Raw genomic sequence first — 19369 nt, 5'->3', positions numbered from 1 at the left:
GGGTTCAGCCGCCGCCGGGGGGCTGCATGGAGCCCATGATCTGGAGCATGATGGGCATCATTTTCTGCTGCTGTGCGATGTAGACGGCCTGGGTGGAGACGTATGCGCCGGCCTGTGTTTCGGCGATGAGTTCGTCGGTGATGGATGCGATGGCGGGGAAGATGGGGGCGAGCTGGTCGAGCATGGGGACGACCATCGCGAGTTCTTCGGGGAGTGAGTTCTTCGACAGGTCGAGCTTCCAGCCGTCGTTGAACATGCGGAAACGGAGTGTGGTGCCGTCTTCGAGTGTGAGTTCGGCCCGATCGCCGACGGTCTGTATGTCGAGGTCTTGCGCGGAGAACGAGCCGAGATCCGGCAGCCCGGAGACGCCGGGCATTCCCTGTGCCTGTGACGAGGCGAACTCGGTGAGGGACTGTCCGAAGCGTTCGGTGCAGAGCGCGTCGAGTCGCTGGCCCTTGACGATGAGATCGCCCATCGAGGACATCATGGCATTGAGCGCGGGGATGTCGGAATAGACGATGCTTGAGATGAAGGCACCGTCGCCGGCGTTCAGGCGATCGAGCCACCCCTGGATCGTCGAGGCGAGGTCGGGCGTTTCGCCGGAGAGCGAGCCCGAAGACTCGTCGAACGATTCGCTCATCGGGGCGGGAGCGCGACCGGCAGCGGCCCAGTCGACTTCCTGGCCCTGGGTGGCCTGGATGATGAGATCGAGCATGCGGCCGACGCGTTCGAGGCGCGTGCTGGTTTCGCCCTTCGCGCCGGCGGAGGTGAGGGCGTTCTTGGCCTGCTCATAGGCCTCGGCGGCGCGGAGCAGGGCCTCGGAGCGAGCGGTCGAGGCGGAGGCGGCGATGCCGGCGTACGCGCCGCTGCGCGGGAGGTCGGGAGAAGCGGAGGCGAGCGAGGACATCAGGGCGTGGTGCTCGGCGAGGCCGTGTGCCTGCTGCCAGAGAAGGTCGCCGGAGATCTGGAGTGCGGTGCCCTCGGCGAGCTTGGCGCCGGTGCGGTTGTCGTTCGCGGCCTTGCGTGCGGCCGCGGAGGATGTCGAGAGTGAACGGAGCGCCTGCTCATAGGCCCTTGTGAGATCGCCTTCGCGAAGAGAGACGAGTTCGTTGACGGCGGTGTCGAGACGCTGTGCGGCGGCGGATGCGAGGGCGCGGGCCTCTGCGGCTTCGGTCTTGGCGTCTTTGCCTCGTTGGAGGGCGGCGGCCTGGGCGGCGCGGAGCGAGTTCGTCTGGTTGTTGAGGCCGGCGATATTGAGGTCGATCTCTTCGATCTGCGGAACGATCGGGGATGCCTCGGCGAGGATCTCGGAGGCGCGGCGTTCGAGGGCGTCGGCGTTTCGGCTCTGTTCGCGGATGCGCTCGGAGATGGCCGCGGCTTCGGTGGCGGTGACGGTTGTTGAGCGGATTCGGAGTTCGCCGATGGCGTTTCGGATCGTGCCTGCCTGGGCGTTGAGATCGGATGCCTCGGATGTGAGGGCCGCGTGGCGAGCGGAGACCTGCTCGCGAGCCCTGGTGAGCCCGGCGATGGCGTCGGCGATCTGCTTGATCTGTGAATCGAGTTGGGCGATCTCGCCGGAGGGGTCGTATCGCTCTGCGGCCTGGGCGATGGCGGACATTTCGAGCCACTGGGCGAGGTCGGCGCGGATGACGCGCGAGCGATTCAGAGAATCAGACTCGATGGATGCGGCGGTGGCCGCGGGTGTCTCGGCAAGGCCGGCGTGGGCCTTGGCGAGGAGGATGTTCGCGGAAGCGGCGTATGCGGCGCGATCGGAGCCGGCGGCGGCTGTGAGCGAGGTCGTGACGCTGGTGTAGACCTTGTCGCGTGTCGCGGCGGTCGGAGAGCTGCCGAGGCCGGAGTTGAGCGTCGCGAGTTGGACGTTCGCGGCGTCGATGGCCTTGCGTGCTTCGGCATCGCGGTCGCATCCGGATGCGAGCCCCGCGAGGAGCACGGTCAGGACGATGGCCGCGCGGTGGTTTGTGATGGCTTTGTTGGGTCTTGTGTGACGCATGTGTGGGTGGCTCTCGGGAGTAGATGCTGGGGTGGCTTTGGGGCCAGAGAGGGCCCGGGCGACCCCGTGGGAGACTTTAGCACAATCCGCATCGCTCATCGTGGCGGTTCGATTGAAGGGGTCTCATCGGGGAGTTCCTGTGGGTCGGGCTCGGGCGGATCGGCGTCCCGCGGCTGGTCGGCAGCCCGGCGGAGCAGTGTCTCACCGGTGGGGGGGACGAACGTGATGGGATATTCAGGACGTGGACGGTACATGGTTCTGATCCAGTCGAGCGCGTCCTCGAAGCGGCGGTCTCGCTGGGAGGTGAAGACGGGTTTCCAGGCGCGTGCGGCGAGGGTTTCGGGGTGGGGGAAGAGGGATCGCTCCCTGGGGAGTGCCATGTGAAGGAGGGGCGAGCGCTGGGGCTGGTCGTAGTTGATCAGGGGCGTTCCATCGGTGAGCGTGGAGCGATCGAGGATGAGGAAGTTGGTGTAGACCGCGGCTTCGGCGTTTCGCGAGCGGTTGTAGAGGACGAGTCTGCCTGCGTCGGTTCCGCCGTGGCAACGGTCGGTGGCGCAGGAGTTCATGATCCAGGTGGAGTGGACCTTGTCGCGGAAGGCCTTGAGCGATTCGGGCTGGTCGAGGACCTGGACACGGGAGTAGAACTCTCTGGCGCGGAGTCGGAACATGAGGTCGAGGATGCGGTCGGGGCTCTGTCGGAGGAGCGCGTCTCGCCCCTCTCTGGAGGTTGGGATCAGATCGGAGTGGGGGTAGGCCCGGATGAGGTCTTCGATGGTCTGGCGATCGACGCGCATCCTCGGGGGCTTGGCGAGGTCGATCTCGTAGACCTTGATGAGGTTGATCTCGTCGGCGTTCAGGAGTGGGAACTCGGGACGGTTGGTCCTGGGAGCACGAGGCGTTGCGGTGGCCGCTGCGGGATCGGCAGGTGGGGCCGGATTCTGCTGGAGGACCAGGTGCTGCTCGATGAGTGTCTTGATTTGCCGGGCGCGGATGTTTCCGGGTTCGATCCTGAGGATGTGATCGAGCTCTGCGACTGCTTCGGCGTATTGGTCGCGCGAGCGGAGCCAGTCGACGAGCACCATGAGGGAGGGGACATCGGAGTCGTCGATGGCCGCCCGCATGGAGCGGTAGCGATCGAGGACCGGGGGGAGGATCTCGAGTCGATCGACTTCTGATCGCTTGTAGGTGGTGGGGATGGGTCCGACGCGTACGACGATTTCGGCGTCTGATCGTGAGATCAGGCGTGCCTGGAGTTGCCTCCCGCCGACGAGGTGGAGGATGCACTCGGGCTCTGCGTCGCGCGAGGGCGCGGTGATGGTGTTGGATGCGGGCTGGTCGGCGATAGCGACGCTGATGATGCAGAGCGTGCCGCTCAGGAGGAGCGTGCGAGCGGTCCCCACGAGAGACATCGAACGGCGTCTGGGTTTCATCGCGCTTGCATTGTGATGGAACCGGACGGATGTGTCCAGCGACAAAGGGCTTGCGAGGGAAAGACCCTATGCGGGGGAGCGCAGGGGTCGGAGCGACGTATGCGCAGCGGACGCCTTTGCGTCCGAGCAGAAATGCCCAGAAGAGGACTCGAACCTCCACCCTGTTGCCAGGACTACCACCTCAAGGTAGCGCGTCTGCCAGTTCCGCCATCTGGGCGTGATGGCCTGGTCGCTGAACGACCGGCGAGCATTGAGAATAGGCCAGAGGAATCTGGGTGTCGAGTTGCGTGTGTTGAGAGAGGGTGTTGAGGGGGATTCTGAGATCGGAGGGGCCTATCGTGTGGCCCGATTCGGCATGGAGTCTTGGAACAGGCCGCCGCGAGCGATTCGTTCGTGGAAGCCCCGGTATCGGTGTTTGGTCGTGGTGTGGTGATGGTGATCTTGGGTAACAGTCGGAGTATGGCGTGAACGGAGCGGTATCACATTCCGGGCTGCTGGGCGGGGTGTTGGCTCGTGCGACGGGTGCGGGCGTCTTCGGACGTGTTTCGATCGAGGGTGCGGCGCGTCTGGAGTGTGAGGCGAAAGGTGCGGCGGCGCCTGCGTCGTATCGCGTTGAGGTCGATGGCGATGTGGTGAGCGTGTCGCTGGTGATGGCCGATCGCTGGTTGAGCCACTCGATCGAGGCGGATCTCTTGAACACAGGGGACAAGATTTCGGAGTTGCTGGACGACGAACTCGCGGATCTCGGGGTCCGTATCGGCGGTCGCGATGCCTCGGGTCTTGCGGTTGAGCACTATCGATCTGAGGACAAGCTGTTCACGTTTCGGACGCGGCTGCCCGGGCGGGCGTCTGAGCGCAACGCGGATGAGGTCTCGGGGGTTCTGCTCGCGTACGAGGCCTGCTTCCGCAATCTCGGTGATATGGAAGCGGATGGGGACGAGTGAGTGCAGCGCCGGTGTGCGGCGTGCTCCGGGTGTGTGCGGGTCGGATTCGAATGAAGGGATCGCGTGAGCGATGGCGGAGCGTCCGATGCGGATCCTGATGCTGGGCTGGGAGTTTCCGCCGTTTATTGCGGGCGGGCTCGGTGTGGCTTGCTACGGGTTGACGCGCGCGCTGGATCGGCAGGGTCACCAGGTCATTTTCGTGTTGCCTCGCCCGATCGCGGACACGCATCGCACGCATGTGCGATTGCTCAGCCCCGCGAGCGTTGCGTCGCTGGCGGCAACCGCGAGCGGCGCGGCGGCTCATCAGTCTGATGCGGGCATCGGGGGTGGTCCTGCGGGGGCTTCTGCGGGCCGGCAGGGTGCGCTGACCGCACCGGATGGCCGCCCGATCGAGATGACGGGGTCGAGCGTTCACGCGGTCGAATCGACGTTTGTGAGCCCGTATCCCCGTGCGCCGCACGCGGTCGATCGGATGATGGACGCGATGCGTTCGATGGGTTCGATGACGAGCGCGTCGGACGCGATGGCGTGGTTCGGCGGGAGCGTCGGGGGCGGCGTCGGTGCGGCGGCGATCGGTGCCGCGATCGCGGCGATGAAGCCGATGCAGCAGGGTGATTCTCAGTATGGGGGCGATCTGGTCGCGGATGCCGAGCGCTATTCAAGGATGGTCGTCGCGCTCGGGTACCGCGAGAGTTTCGATGTCATCCACGCGCACGACTGGCTGACCTATCCGGCGGGGATCGCCTTGTCGTATGTGACGGGTAAGCCGCTGGTGGTGCACGTGCATGCGACGGAGTTTGATCGCTCGGGCGAGCATGTGAATCAGCGTGTGTACGACATCGAGCGCGAGGGGATGCACGCGGCGGCGAAGGTGATCGCCGTGTCGATGCTGACCAAGGGGATCTGCACGAGGCGGTACGGGGTTCCGGCGGAGAAGATCGAGGTCGTGTACAACGGCGTCGATCAGGAGTCGGGGCAGCCCGTCCCTCAGCAGACGATCGAGGCGCGGGACAAGATCGTGCTGTTCCTCGGCCGGATCACCATGCAGAAGGGGCCGGAGTATTTCATCGCGGCGGCGAAGCGGGTGCTTGAGAAGGTGGACAACGTGAAGTTCGTGGTGGCCGGGTCGGGTGACATGGCGCTGCGGATGATCGAGCTGGCCGCGGGGATGGGGATCGGGAACAAGGTGTTGTTCACGGGCTTCCTGCGCGGCGCGGATGTGGAGCGTGTGTTCAAGATGGCGGATTGCTACGTGATGCCGAGCGTGTCGGAGCCGTTCGGCATTGCTCCCCTGGAGGCGATGAGCCACGACACGCCGGTGATCATCTCGAAGCAGTCGGGCGTGTCGGAGGTGCTGACGCACGCGCTGAAGGTTGATTTCTGGGATATCGACGAGATGGCCAACAAGATCGTGGCCGTGCTGAAGTACCCGCCGCTGAGCCAGACGCTGCGCGAGCACGGACGGTTCGAGGTGCGGCGTCTTACGTGGGATGGCGCGGCCGAGCGTTGCACACAGATCTACAAGTCTGTGGCCGCTCCGAATTGAGCGAGATGGCTCTCTGCATGTTGAGTTCGGAAGGGCTGAACTCCGGGGCGGCGTGCGGCTAGAGCAGTTTCAGTCCATTCGTAGCGTCCGGAGCTGGCTGCGACTTCGCGTGGCATTGTCGGCCTGTATCGGCGTATCACTGGGGATACGCCTGCTTCGGCCTCCGCGCCACGCTTGTCTCGCCGACGCTCCAGCCGCTACGCCTGAACTTCAACCGCTCTAACAAACGCAGCCGCACGTGGCGGCTGCTCGGGTGCATGGAATGGGTGTGATGGTGAGCGATTCGGACAGGGCTTTTATGCGCCACCGATCTGGACGTTCTTGTTGAGTTCGAGGAACTTCTTTTCCTCGGCCTTACGCTCTTCCTCGATCTGCTGGGCTTGTGCCTCGGGGATTGCCGGGCCGTATTGATTCGGCTCAAAGACGCCGAGACTGCGGAGGATGAGGAAGACGCCGGCGACGAGTGCGACGCCGCCGATTGCGAGCTTCACCATTCCGGCACCGTCGAGGCCGCCGCCAGATCCCTTGGGGGCCTTGCCACCCTTTGAGGAAGCGGACTCTTCCAATCCTGTGCCTGAGAGAAGTGAGGACCTGCCCTGCGACATGCGTAAACCCCTGTTGATGCGCGCCGAGGCGCTTGTAGCAGAGTGGATTATACCAGACTGAGGGCGGATTCGACAACTATTCCACACAGGGCGGGGAATGCGGTGGAGGTTGGGTTATCCGACGTCTCGACGCTGGAAGAGCAGCGTTGCGAGGGCCAGCATGGTGCCGATCTGCGTCAGGGAATACAAGGCGATGAGCCCGACATGACGCGCGGGGATCTTGTGGTTCTGGGTGATGGCATCCAGAAGCCAGAATGAGTGCATGTTCGGGACGACGGCCCAAGCGGCGACGGCAACCGGGTTGGTTTCGGTGGGCTTGAGGAAGATGAAATCGTTGACTCGTGGGGGCCTGTCCACCCGCAATGGGGTTCGTCCCGCGTGGCGGATGGTCATGATGCTGTTCTCGACAGAGACCAGGATGATGCCGGGGTTGGCGCGGGGGCTGGTGGCGTCGGCTCGCGAAGTGGGGTCGCCTTCGAAGGGTTGCGAGACGCCAACAGCGAGCCGGAAGCCGTTGGGGTTGTCGCCGTAATAGATGGAATCGCCGGGCTTGATCTGGCGTATAGGTGGCGTGTCGAGCGTGAGGTTGTAGGTGTCGCCGGGCTTGGTGAAGTCATCTTCTGAGGGGGTCGCCGAGAATGCGGATGCGATGCGGGCGACGGGTTCGTTCCTGAAGGCGTGGCGGCCGATCAGGTGGTTGGCGAGAAGACCGAAGAGAAAGACGCTGGCGCAGGCGGCGATGGTCATGACTTGTCCGAGCCGTGTGGATGCTGCGACTGCGACCGAGGTGAGCACGAGCACCGCGAAGAGCATGGCGGCACAGGCGAGGGTGACCTGAGGTTTGAAGTCCTTTGTGGGGGGCTGGAACTCCCATGTCTTGCTGACGAAGAGCACGGCGATGTACGCCACAACGAGTGCGGGGGTCAGGACCAGGAAAGAGGTTTGGGGGAAGGACCACCCGTAGAGGAAGTTGCAGATCGCACCGATCGCGAGGGACAGGAAGACCGCGCTGAGCGTGAATGTGAGGACGGGTTGATCGAGTTTTTCGGCCACGGTTGACATCACACCGTGCCGCACGCAGAGCAGCAGGAAGATGACCATGCAGGCGGTCGCGAGCGTGATGGCAGCGGCAACGCCGAGGAACTTGCCGATGATGACGGAGACCCTCGGGACCGGCTTGCTGACGACCGTGAGGACGGTTTTGGCGTCGATTTCCTTCGAGATGACAGCGGTTGCCGTGAACGCGGCGAGGAGCATGCCGGCGACAAAGATCGTGGAGAGGCCGATGTCGAGCATGACCTTGTTGTCGCCGGAGACCTCGGCGGTATCGGAATAGCCCATGGAATAGGCCGCACTCCAGACGTTGAGCATCTCGAGGATGCCGACGCCGAGCACGATGATGAGGAAGATCGGTTGGCGGATGCTCTCGACGAAGGCGTTCCGCGCGATGATGGGGACTGAGGCGATCATGGTGTTCGGTATTCGTCAGAACTCGCGGGGTCTGGCTGCTGGGTGGTTGATTTGGGCTGGCGGGGTCTTCCGAGATTGTCTGCGAGGGGAGTCGAACATAGGGAATCGAGCGTCGTACTTCAAACCGTGCACGCGGGTTCGCGCCATTGTGCCCCTGGAGGGGGATGCCAAGCGCAGAAGGTGCGCGCCGTGGTCTCGGTCCGGACTGAGACGGCCAAGAAGCGGCACCAAGTTCGAGCTCGGGGATGGATTGGGGTGGACACCCCGTGTGCGTACTGCCAGAATAGACCCCCTTCCAGAGGGCGTCGGAGCGTTGTCGGGCGGATGATGTCGTCCTCGCTCCCCGCTTTCTCTGTCATTGTGAGGCGTCCATGAGCAGAGCGGATTACCTCTCTTATCGCAAGGCAAGGAACGTCAGTGTCTTAGGCATTGTGCTTCAGACATTCATGGCGGTGACTCTTGCGGTCTACGGCGGGTTGTCGGGCAACCACTTCGGCTTGTCTGCGGCTCTGCTTGTCGCGCTCGGCATCCCGGTCTGGCTTTTCCTGATCGTGGTCTATGACCAGCACGTTCGGGAGCGGATCGAGGCGATCGAGGCCGAGCAGTTCGAGCAATCTGGTGCTGGAGCGTCGAGCGTTTTCCAGGAGTCTGCGGCGGACCTTCGCGTCGCGTCGAAGCGTCTGGCGATGGTGCTCCGGGTTGTGATGCCGGCGTGGTGTTTGATCATCGCGCTGTTGCTGGTCGGCCTCGGGTTGTGGAGATTCGCGGGCATCGACAGCTTCATGGAGAGGGTCGCGAGAGTTGCAGATCCTGCGGCTTCTCCTCTGTCGAAGCTGGCGGGCTGGGGCACGGCGATCGGGCTCGGCGTGGCGTTTGTGGGGTTCATCTTTGCGCGATTCGTCTCGGGCATGGCGAAGCAGCCGGCCTGGGCCTACTTGAGGGCGGGTGCGGCGTACGCGGTGTGTGCCGCACTCTCGGGTCTTGCGATCGCGATCGGGTTGTTTGTGGACAAGGCGGGTCCTGACACGGGTCTGCGTCTTCTGGTTCTGGCGTTTCCGATCGCGATGATTTTCTTCGGGGCCGAGGCGGGTGTGTCGTTCCTGCTCGAGTTGTATAGGCCGAGGCGTGCGGGAGAGCCGCCCCGGCTTGCGCTCGACTCGCTGACGCTTCGCTTTGTGGCGGCTCCTGATCGCGTGGTGCGATCGATCGGTGAGGCGCTCGATTATCAGCTTGGTTTCAACGTTCAGCGCGGCTGGTTCTACCAGCTGCTGAGCCGCTCGTTCTGGCGTTTGATCGTGCTGACGGCGTTGATCGTGTGGGGCTTGTCGGCTGTTGTGGTGCTGCAGCCCCATCAGCGCGGGATGGTGCTCCGTTTCGGGAGTGTCGCGAGGGCGGACGTCGGGCCGGGGATCCACTTCAAGTTGCCGTGGCCGATCGATCGGGTTGAGATTCCGATCTATGAGGAGCGTGGACCCGACGGCAAGGTGATCGCGCGGGGGCGTACGACAACCGGCACGCGAGTGATCAATCTCGGCACGCCTCCTCCTGGCGGAGAGGGTCCGATCCTTTGGACCAACGACCACGCGGTTGAAGAGATTTACACGATCGTGCAGGCCTCGCCCCGCGCCGGGGCCTCGGAGAGCCGGGATGTGGCGATCATCGCGGCCGAGATGCCCATGCATTACGTGATCTCCGACGTAGAGAAGTTCGACCGCTTTGCGACCCCCGAGACCCGTGAGCAGCTGCTCAAGGCGGTCGGTCAGCGTGAGGCGATGAGGTATCTGGCGGGGATGGCGCTCGAGGATTTGCTCGGACCGCGCAGGGTGGAGATTTCTGAGTCGCTTCGTGTTGAGATCATGGACGCGTTCAAGGCGATGGATGCGGGGGTCGAGGTGACGTTCGTCGGTATCGAGGGTGTGCACCCGCCTCGGCGTGTGGCGGCGAACTACGAGGGCGTCGTCAAGGCCGAGCAGCGGATGCTGACGCGTATGGATTCTGCGCGTGCGGAGGCGATCCAGGTGCTGACGCAGGTTGTCGGCGGGGTTGAGCTTGCCGACGCGATCACTGCGGCTCTCGACCAGCTTGATCGCATGAGGCGTGCAGGAGCCAAGCCCGAGGAGATTGCGCTGCAGGAAGCGGAGATCGAGCGGCTGCTCGATCGTGCCGGCGGGAGCGCGGCCGCCTCGATCCACGAGGCAAGGGCCGCACGCTGGACGAAGCACATGGCCGAGCGTGGGCGTGCGGCGCGGTACACGGGGCAGTCGGTGGCGTATGCCGCTGCTCCGTCGATTTATCAGGCGGGTTTGTACTTTGATGCGTTGAAGCGTGCGATGCTGGACGCACGGACGTACATCACGTCTCCGGACGTTGTTGCGAGGATGCAGTTGGAGGACAAGGACACGGGTGTTGACGTGTTCGATCCTCGTGACAGGGCGGACTCTGAGGATTGATCGTGGCGGGAGTGTGTTGAACGATTCGCGGCGTCGGACGAGGTCGGCCGGCGCGGCAGACAGGAGCCGAAGGTGAAGGTTCAGTTGATGATCGTCGTTGCGGCTGTCGTCTTGGTCGCGCTTGTGTCGCGGATGGTGACGTATTCGCTGCGTTTCACGGAGGTGGCGGTTGTGACCACCTTCGGCGAGGCGGGCGAGAACTCTACGATCACGAGTCCGGGGCTTCACTTCAAGGCGCCGTACCCGATCCAGTCCGTGACGAAGTATGACACGCGCGTGCGGTTCATGCAGACGCGGAGCGAGACGCAGCAGACGGCCGACGACCGGCAGATCGTGGTCGAGGCGTTCGTGACGTGGAGGGTCCGTGATCCTCTGGCGTTCTTCCAGAGATTCTCGAACGCGGGCGAGCGTGAGGCGGACCACTACCGGCGCGCCGAGGAGATCCTGCGTTCGGCCCTGCGGAGCGGGCTGTCGGAGACGAGCCGCTACCGGATGGAGGAGTTGTTCACGAGCGAGGGGCGCTCGAAGCTTCCCGAGCTTGAGTCGCGCGTGCTGGCGACGATGACGGGGACGGGATCGGGCGGTCAGTCGCTGGCGAGCGCCGGCATCTCGGTCGAGGCGGTCGGCATCAATCGCGTGGTGCTCCCTGAGGAGACCACGACGGCGGTCTTTGATCGCATGGCGGCGGACCGGGATCGTCTGGTGAAGGAGATCGAGGCGCAGGGCTTCAGCTCTGCGGAGGCGATTCGCAGCTCGGCGCGGGCCCAGGCGGAAACCATCCGCGCGTTCGCGAGCGCGCGAGCCGAGGAGATCCGCACGCAGGGCGATATCGAGGGCGCTCGGTATCTCGGGATGATGAGCCAGTACCCGGAGCTTGCGACATTCCTTCGGAACATGGAGTTCATGGCGACGGTGATGAGCCGGCGCATCACGCTTGTGTTCCCGACCACGATGCCGGGGTTCGATGTCTTCCGTCCTGACCTCTTCAACGGCCTCAAGCGGGGCGAGATTCCTTCGTCCGGATTCAGCCCCGAGTGGCTGAGGGCCGTGGTCGAGGAGCAGGCCTCCGAGCCGGTGAGCTCAGCGGGAGAGTCACGATGAGCGATCAGCTTCCAGAGGGCCTCGGGCCGGTTTCGGATGCTGGTGTGCCGACATCCTCGCGGCGGGCGGCATCCGTCACGCTGCGTCGCGATGGTGAGGATGGGGCCGCATCGACGAACGCGCTGATGGATCCGGCGAATCAATCGCTGGCCGAGGCGCTGCGCATCACGTTCCATCTGTTGCAGGGCGCGATGGTGGTGATTGCCGCGTTGTTCCTGCTGTCGGGGTTCCGGTCTGTGCGTGAGGGCGAGGTGGGGATCCGCCTGCTCTTCGGGCGGGCATCCGGCGGAGAATTGCCGCCGGGCTTCCAGCCGAGCGCGCCGTATCCGTTCGGCGACATGGTGAAGGTGCAGCGAGCGGGGAGGCCGATGCTCCTTGACTCGGAGTTCTGGCCTTATGTGCAGGAGAAGAGCCGCGATCTTCCGATCGATCGGCTGCCGGCGACGAACGTGCTGAGGCCGGGGATCGATGGCTCGTTGATCACGGGTGACAGCAATATCGCCCACACGAGGTGGCGGGCGACGTATCGGCGCGCCGATGCGCTGAAGTGGGCGGAGAACGTCCACCCGGAGCAGGAAGATCGGATGCTGCGTTCGATCATCTCGCGAGGGGTGATCCATGCGGTTGCGCAGACGCCGATCGAGCGTCTGCTGAAGCAGTCTTCCGACGATCAGGGCTCGGTCGCATCGATGGCGAAGGAGCTCGCGCAGTCGATGATCGACGATATGGGGCTGGGGATCGAGATCGAGCGGCTGTATCTCGATGACAAGGTGCCGCCGCTGCGTGTCAGGCCGAACTTCATCGAGGTTGAGTCGGCGGCGTCGAAGTCCGCCAAGGAGCGAGCGGACGCTGAAGGGCAGGCCTCGGAGACGCTGAGCGCGATGGCGGGTGAGGCGGCGGTGCCCCTGCTCGGGATGATCACGTCTTACGAGGTGGCGCTCAGCACGGGCGACGCTGCGGAGGCGGATCGGATTCTCTCGAAGATCCACGCCGTGCTCGACGGCGAGCCGGTCGAGGTTGACGGCGAGATGCGTCAGTATCGGATCGCGGGCGAGGTGAGCGCGATCATGAGCGAGGCGCGTCTGTACGCGTCGCGCGAGGTCAGCGCGCGTCGCGCGGAGTACTCGATGTTCAAGGCGCGGGCCGACCAGTTTGCGCAGAATCCGGATCTGACGCTGCGTCAGGCGTGGCTGGACGCTTACACGAGTCTGCAGTCGCGGGACATGGTGCAGACGCTGGTTCTGCCGTCGGGCGCGCGGGGCGTGGAGCTCATCATCAACCAGGACCCGCAGATCATCAAGGACCTGGACCGCGCGTACAAGCGTACCTCGACGGAGCGAGCGGCGGAGCAGCGCAGGTTGCAGCAGCAGCGCGACAAGTATCGCACGGAGACCGGTGTTCGTCCGACGACGTGACGGATTGGAAGCGGGCGTTCGGGTCCGTTGTGGAGCGAAGCATGGCGATCGGCACGGCCATTGGGGCTGAAGCGGGCGGCGCGAGAGCCGGCGGGCGGGGCGAGAACGCTCCCGTTGTCGTCGCGTGCCAGGGCCTGACGAAGATCTTCAAGGACTTCTGGATGCGGGATCGTGCCCGCGCGGTGGACTCGATCTCATTCGAGATCCGGCCGCACGAGATCTTCGGGCTTCTGGGTCCGAACGGTTCGGGGAAGAGCACGACGATCAAACTGATGCTGGGGCTGCTGCGCCCCACCTCGGGTCGGCTCGCGGTGCTCGGCCGGCCGCCGACCGATGTCGAGACCAAGCGCCGGATCGGCTACCTGCCGGAAGAGTCGTACCTCTATCCGTTCCTGAACGCGCGGGAGACGCTCGATTACTACGGGCGGCTGTTCAGCATCGAGCGCAGGGCGCGGGTGCGGCGCATCGACGAGTTGCTGGACATGGTCGGCCTCTCGGGCGCGCAGTTCCGCCAGGTGCGTGAGTATTCGAAGGGCATGCAGCGCCGTATCGGCATCGCGCAGGCCCTGATCAACGACCCCGACTTTCTCATCCTTGACGAGCCGACGACCGGGCTTGATCCGATCGGAACGAGGCAGGTCAAGGATTTGATCATCGAGCTGGGAAGGCGCGGCAAGACCGTGCTGCTCTCCAGCCATCTTCTGGCCGATGTCGAGGACTGTGTGGACCGGATGGTGATCCTGTACGGCGGGAAGATCCGTGCCGAGGGCACCTGCGACTCGCTGCTCTCGGCGACGGATCGGATGACGATCGAGTCAGAGCCGCTGGATGACGCGACGGTCTCCGAGATCGACACGATGCTGCGTCGGCGTTCGGGCAGCGGGGTGATCAGAGTCGCGAAGCCGCGCCAGCGACTCGAGGAGCTCTTCCTCGACATCGTCGCGCGTGCGCAGCAGGAGCGATTGGGCACGAGCGGCGCGACGCACGGCGGACAGACCGCGGCGTTCCTGCGCGGCGATGATGATGGCGGGCTCATTGATCGGCTGGTCTCCGGCGCGGGCGATGAGCAGCCCGCGGCCTCGATCGTGGAGGAGCCGGCCCGGGGTGTCGCGACGGGCCAAGAGCACGGCCCGGATGGGGGCGTGATCGAGCAACTGGTCAGCCGGCACGGCGCGAAGCCGCCGGAGGGGTCTGAGCCGGCGGTCGAGCCGGTGGTTCGTGACGCCCGCGCAGAGGCACCTGCCCCTGACGCGAACGTGGACAGTTCGGTGATCGATTCGCTGCTCTCGGCGTATGACGAGGATGACGACGAGAATCGGAGGCGGTCAACGTGAGCATCCGCGACTTCTTGAGGCGTGCGGACACGCTGCAGAAATCCCGGGTGTTCAAGGTGGTCGCGTCGTTGTGCGTGGTCGGGGTCGCGGTCGCGCTCTTCGTGACGTACATGATCGCGCGGAACGCGCCCGGCTCGGAGATCGCCGAGCAGATCGCGATGCTGGAGCAGCGGGCTTCGGAGCAGAGGGGCGCGGATCCGGACGGGCCGCGCGGCGATGCGAGCGTGGTAGACACGGGGCTGCGCGCGGTTGAGCGCGTGCTCCGGGGCGGATCGGTGGTGACGGGTGTCGCGGTCGGGGCGGCGTCGGCGACAGGGCTTGCGATCGTGATCATCTGGCTCGGGCTCGGGCTGACGTACCTCGGGCTGGGAGCGGCGGCGGTTCTGATCGCATGGCCGTTGCAGCGATTCCTGGGGATGCCCGATCTGGCGCAGCTGACGATCGGGTTGACGGTTCTGGCCGCGAGCTTCACGGCGTTGATGCAGGGCGCGCGGATCGTGCTCTCGGGTCCGGGCCCGGTGCTGGCGATCGCGAGGAACGTGCTGGCCGAAGCGGTGAGGATGAAGGTCTCGCTGATCTTCATCGTGCTGCTCTTGCTGCTGCTGGCCACGCTGCCGCTGTTGTTGAATGAGAACCAGCCGCTGCGGTACCGCGTCCAGGCGTTTCTTCAGTACGCGACGGGCGGATCGTTCTGGGTTGTGGCGTTGCTGACGCTCTTCTTCTCGGCATCGACGGTGACCGGGGAGCAGCGCGACAAGGTGATCTGGCAGACGGTGACGAAGCCGGTCGCGGCGTGGCAGTACATCCTCGGGAAGTGGCTGGGCGTCGTGACGCTGGGCGTGGTGCTGATGTCCGTGTGCGGCACAACGATCTTTCTGTTCACCGAGTATCTTCGCTCTCAGCCCGCGCGAGGCGAGGATGCGCCCTATGTGGCATCCGGCGGTGATGTGATCAGCGAGGACCGGCTGGTGCTGGAGACCCAGGTTCTTGCGGCGAGGATCGCGATCGGTCCGACGATGCCGGTGAGCAGGTCCGATCCGGACTTCCAGCGGGCGGTGCAGACCTATATCGACAACGAGCGAGTGCGCGAGCCGGACTTTGCGAAAGATCCCGAGCGTCGCGATCAGGTTGAGAGCGATCTCTACAAGAGTCTTCTCGACGCGTATCGCGCGATCGAGCCGGGGCGTTGGGAGACGTATAGGTTCGAGGGGCTGGACCGCGCTCGGTCGCGTGGCGCGGCGCTGACGCTCCGGTACCGCGTCGACATGGGATCGAACCGACCCGATCAGACGGCGCGCATCACGTTCGTCGTCAACCAGACGGGGCAGATCGTGAGAGAGTCCGGGCTGGGGACGTGGCACACTGTCTCGCTTACTTCGAACGCGATCACGCCGGACGGGACGCTGGAACTCATCGTGCTCAACGCCGATGGTGAGACCGGGTATATGAACCCGAACACGATCAGCTTCCCGCGGGACGGCCTGGAGATCTCGTACTCTGTCGGGAGCTATCGCTCGAACTTCGTGCGCGTGATGCTCGTGCTGATGGTGAAGATCGCGTTTCTGTCGATGCTGACGATCTGCGCGTCGACGTTCGTGAGTTTCCCGGTGGCGTGCATCGTCGCGATGGGAACGTTCTTCATGGCCGAGGGTGCCGGATACCTGAAGGAAGCGCTCGACAGCTACGGGACGACGGACGTGAAGGGGAACACGCTCTACCTCCAGACGGTCGCGACGTGGATCGCGACGGGCGTCCAGCGGGTCTTTGCGATCTACGCGGAGCTCAAGCCGACGACGCGCCTCGTGGATGGCCGGTTGCTCTCGTTCACTTCGATGATCGGCGGGGTGTTCGTGCTCACCGTCTGGACGCTCGCGCTGTACGGGATCTCCGTGCTGATCTTCAGGCGGCGCGAACTCGCGACGTACTCGGGCCAGTAAGTGGTGGGCGGCGTCGGTGGCCAGACGCATGATCGAGGAGTTCCGGGATGTCAAGAGATCGAATCATCCAGTGCATCGCGGCGGGGGTGATGCTGGTCTGTCTTGTCGTTTCCGGCGCGCTGTCGATGGAGCTGACGGCCTCTGTCGGTCGTAACCAGTTGGCGTACACCGAGCGAGCCGAAGATGGTGACCCGCCCGAGGTCGCGCTCGGCATCGCGATGGGTGCCTTCCGCGGGTTGTTCGTGAACATGCTGTGGATCCGCGCGAACTCGCTCAAGGAGGCGGGACGTTACTACGAGGCGATCGAACTCTCGGGCGCGATCACGCGGCTTCAGCCACGTTTCCCGGCGGTGTGGGCGTTCCATGCCTGGAACATGGCGTACAACATCTCGGTGACGACGAGCACGGCCGACGAGCGTTGGCAGTGGGTGCAGGCCGGGATCCAGCTCCTGCGCGACAAGGGGATTCCAGCGAATCCGAACGCGATGCTCCTCCACAAGGAGCTGGGTTGGATCTACCTGCACAAGATCCAGGGATACACCGACGACGCGAACAACCACTACAAGCGGGCACTCGCCGCGGAGTGGACCGCGGTGCTCGGCGAGCCCCCACGGGCGGATCCTTCGGATCGCTCGCGCGAGGCGGCTATTGCGAAGTATGTCGAGTGGCTTCGTCCGATCGTCGAGGCGCCCGATTCGCTTGATGTGCTCGTGAAGAGCGATCCTGCGGTGGCATCGCTGGTCCAGGCGGTGCAGGCGCACGTCGCCGGGGCGTGGACGGACGCCGAGTTGCTCCGTCGATACGCGCTGCACCAGGCGCTCGAGCGATCCGGGCAGCGCGAGATCATCCGGAGCCAGATGGGTGCTCGGAGTGCGGCATTCGCGGACCTTCTCTCCGACACCAGCCGGGCGGAGGCGTGGCAGAAGTACGTCGCGCAGCTGCGCCGACGCGTGCTCATCGACGTCTACAAGATGGAGCCGGACCGGATGGTCCGGTTCACGCAGAAGTACGGACCGATCGACTGGCGGCACCCTTGCGCGCACGGTCTGTACTGGTCCGCACGCGGGGTAGAGCAGGGGCTGAGCCGCGCAACCGAGGAGACGATGCGGGACTACGACTTCATCAACACGGACCGCGTGGTGATGCAGTCCCTGCAGGAGCTCTACCGCACGGGCGAGCTGTACTTTGATTATCTGGAGTGGGAGGCGGGCCAGTTCGCGACGTACATCTCCGTGCCGAATCCGCACTTCATCGAGCCGTACCACCAGTTGGTGACGAGCGGGGAGTTGCTGGATCGCAATCCGTATGAGAGGACGGCGAAGCGGCCGTATCGCGTGATCGCGGCGGGGTACGAGAATTTCCTCAAGGACGCGGTCTGCTTCTTCTATCGGCGCGGGCAGCGTCGCGAGGCGGAGAAGTGGTATCGGATCGCGGCGAACTGGGAGGGTGCGAACATGCACGATCCCGAGCGAATCGAGCTGTTCTCGATGCCATTGGACGAGTTTGTCGAGAAGGAGCTGACCGATCGTTTCAAGTCGCCGAGTGTTGCGATTGCCGAGGTGTACGGCGCGCTGGACGGCGCGTACACGAGCGGGCTTCTGGCGGGCGACGGCGAGCTCTTCCGCTCACAGTTCGAGTATGCGAAGCGGTTCCACAGGTACTTCCTGCAAGAGCAGTTGCGTATGACGCCGACGGGGAATGTCTACGGACGCCTTGAGATGCTCGACCGCGACTTCGGGATCGTTGCCGGTCTGCGATTTGCGAATCTCGTCGGGCAGCTCTCGCTCGACGACGCGGAGACGGTCTACGACAACGCGCCCGAGGACCTGCGTCGCTACGCGTATGACGCCTTCACGAGGCGATTCCGAGAGGCCCTTGACGCCGAGGTCCGCAACGGCGGGCGTGCGTTCGACAGCATCTTCCCCGAGCCGTCGAACATGGCATCGTTCCGCACGACGCTGGCGCGGGAACTCGAGGAGCGCCGGCGCACGGCCGAGAGGAACGTCTCTCCGAAGTAAGCGGATCTGTTCGAGGTGCGGTTTGAGCTTTGTCGTTCAGCCGAGAAGCCGGTCACGGGCCTCGCGGTACCGTTCGAGCGTGCCTTCGACGATCTCGGGCGGGAGTGCGGGGCCGGGTGCCTGCTTGTTCCACGAGCCGGAGGCGACGAGCGTCTCGAGATACTCGCGGACGAACTGCTTGTCGAAACTCGGCTGCGGGCGGCCCGGTTCGTAGCGGTCGGCGGGCCAGAACCGCGAGCTGTCGGGGGTCAGGGCCTCGTCGATCACGATCGGTTCGCGCCCGATGTCGTTCCCGTGTTCGTCGATCGGGATGCCGAACTCGAACTTGGTATCCGCGATGATGATGCCGCGTGAGAGTGCGTGGGCGGATGCCGCGGCGTAGATCGCGAGCGACGTTTCGCGGAGGCGTTCCATCATGACGTGACCGACAATCATCGAGGCCTGCTCGAAGGAGATGTTCTCGTCGTGTTTGCCCTGCTCTTCCTTGGTTGCGGGGGTGAAGATCGGCGAGGGGAGTCGCTCGCACTGGCGGAGCCCCGGCGGGAGGTTGATGCCACAGATCGCACCAGTTGCCTGATAGTCCTTCAGGCCGGAGCCCTCGATGTAGCCGCGGACGACGCACTCGACGGGTATGACGCGGCACAACCTCCCGATGGTGATGCGCCCGGCCAGTTGGTCTCTCTGGGTTGTATCAGAGCCGAACGCCTCATCGGGAATGTCGGCCGGATCGGTGGAGAGAAGGTGGGTTCTTGCCAGGCCTTTGGACTCGATGAAGCGGAGCCAGAAGCCGGCCATCTCAGACAAGAGTCGCCCCTTGCCGGGGATGGGCGTCGGCAGGACGACATCGAACGCCGAGAGGCGGTCCGAGGCGACCATCAGCACGCGCGCCGGGTCTCGCCCGGACCCGGGGATGCGATAGACGTCACGCACCTTTCCCTGGCGTCGGGAAGCGAGTCTCAGGCGAGATTCAAAGAGGGGCTGCTCGTTTCCCAACGATCTTTCTGAGGTCGGCATGGGCCGGGATCGTAAGCGTGACAATCGAGGTCGGAAGCCGATCGGCACGCATCGCGGACGCTACGATGCCCGGAACGGTGGGGGGAGGCCGGGC

13 protein-coding genes and 1 tRNA gene are annotated in these 19369 nt (G+C 64.7%); 8 read left to right on the top strand and 6 right to left on the bottom strand.

The window, feature by feature from the left end:
- Positions 1-4 precede the first annotated feature (4 nt).
- From KF838_09830 to KF838_09820, 3 genes are all read right to left on the bottom strand, one after another.
- Entirely contained in the window at positions 5-2011 is a 2007-nt protein-coding gene (locus tag KF838_09830) for a hypothetical protein (GenBank protein QYK47080.1), read from the bottom strand.
- 95 nt (positions 2012-2106) lie between these two features.
- Positions 2107-3441: a hypothetical protein gene (locus tag KF838_09825; GenBank protein ID QYK47079.1), complete on the bottom strand. Its 1335-nt coding sequence runs from the start codon at positions 3439-3441 to the stop codon at positions 2107-2109.
- Positions 3442-3574: 133 nt separating this feature from the next.
- Positions 3575-3658, bottom strand: a tRNA-Leu gene (locus KF838_09820).
- A gap of 247 nt (positions 3659-3905) precedes the next feature.
- Here KF838_09820 and KF838_09815 point away from each other — a divergent pair.
- Together KF838_09815 and KF838_09810 are read left to right on the top strand one after the other, a co-directional pair.
- Positions 3906-4385, top strand: coding sequence for a hypothetical protein (locus KF838_09815; protein ID QYK47078.1), 480 nt, complete (start codon positions 3906-3908; stop codon positions 4383-4385).
- Positions 4386-4470: 85 nt separating this feature from the next.
- The gene (locus KF838_09810; protein ID QYK47077.1) at positions 4471-5931 is read left to right on the top strand and encodes a glycosyltransferase; all 1461 of its coding nucleotides are present in this window, start codon (positions 4471-4473) and stop codon (positions 5929-5931) included.
- A gap of 296 nt (positions 5932-6227) precedes the next feature.
- Here KF838_09810 and KF838_09805 read toward each other — a convergent pair whose 3' ends face one another.
- Entirely contained in the window at positions 6228-6536 is a 309-nt protein-coding gene (locus KF838_09805; protein ID QYK47076.1) for a hypothetical protein, read from the bottom strand.
- Between the two features lie 114 nt (positions 6537-6650).
- Positions 6651-8006, bottom strand: coding sequence for an ABC transporter permease subunit (locus KF838_09800; protein QYK47075.1), 1356 nt, complete (start codon positions 8004-8006; stop codon positions 6651-6653).
- Positions 8007-8377: 371 nt separating this feature from the next.
- Between KF838_09800 and KF838_09795 the strand changes: the two genes are divergently transcribed.
- From KF838_09795 to KF838_09770, 6 genes are all read left to right on the top strand, one after another.
- Positions 8378-10456 (top strand): hypothetical protein, encoded by a 2079-nt coding sequence (locus tag KF838_09795; protein ID QYK47074.1) that lies wholly within the window; start codon positions 8378-8380, stop codon positions 10454-10456.
- 72 nt (positions 10457-10528) lie between these two features.
- Positions 10529-11557, top strand: a complete 1029-nt coding sequence (locus KF838_09790) for a hypothetical protein (GenBank protein QYK47073.1) — start codon at positions 10529-10531, stop codon at positions 11555-11557.
- Positions 11554-12972, top strand: a complete 1419-nt coding sequence (locus tag KF838_09785; GenBank protein QYK47072.1) for a hypothetical protein — start codon at positions 11554-11556, stop codon at positions 12970-12972. Before KF838_09790 ends, KF838_09785 begins: the two co-directional genes overlap by 4 nt.
- Positions 12973-13013: 41 nt before the next feature.
- Entirely contained in the window at positions 13014-14306 is a 1293-nt protein-coding gene (locus tag KF838_09780) for an ABC transporter ATP-binding protein (protein ID QYK47071.1), read from the top strand.
- Positions 14303-16243 (top strand): hypothetical protein, encoded by a 1941-nt coding sequence (locus KF838_09775; GenBank protein ID QYK47070.1) that lies wholly within the window; start codon positions 14303-14305, stop codon positions 16241-16243. Before KF838_09780 ends, KF838_09775 begins: the two co-directional genes overlap by 4 nt.
- Positions 16244-16290: 47 nt before the next feature.
- Positions 16291-18261, top strand: coding sequence for a hypothetical protein (locus KF838_09770; protein QYK47069.1), 1971 nt, complete (start codon positions 16291-16293; stop codon positions 18259-18261).
- 36 nt (positions 18262-18297) lie between these two features.
- On the opposite strand, the gene KF838_09765 is transcribed toward KF838_09770, so the two are convergent.
- A complete protein-coding gene (locus KF838_09765; GenBank protein QYK47068.1) occupies positions 18298-19275 on the bottom strand; it encodes a phosphoribosylaminoimidazolesuccinocarboxamide synthase in 978 nt (325 codons plus the stop codon).
- Positions 19276-19369 lie beyond the last annotated feature (94 nt).

This window comes from Phycisphaeraceae bacterium (genome assembly GCA_019454185.1).
In the GTDB taxonomy this organism is placed as follows: domain Bacteria; phylum Planctomycetota; class Phycisphaerae; order Phycisphaerales; family UBA1924; genus JAHBWV01.
Note: the sequence above shows the minus strand (reverse complement) of the source record. Positions and strands in the feature narration are given on the sequence as shown.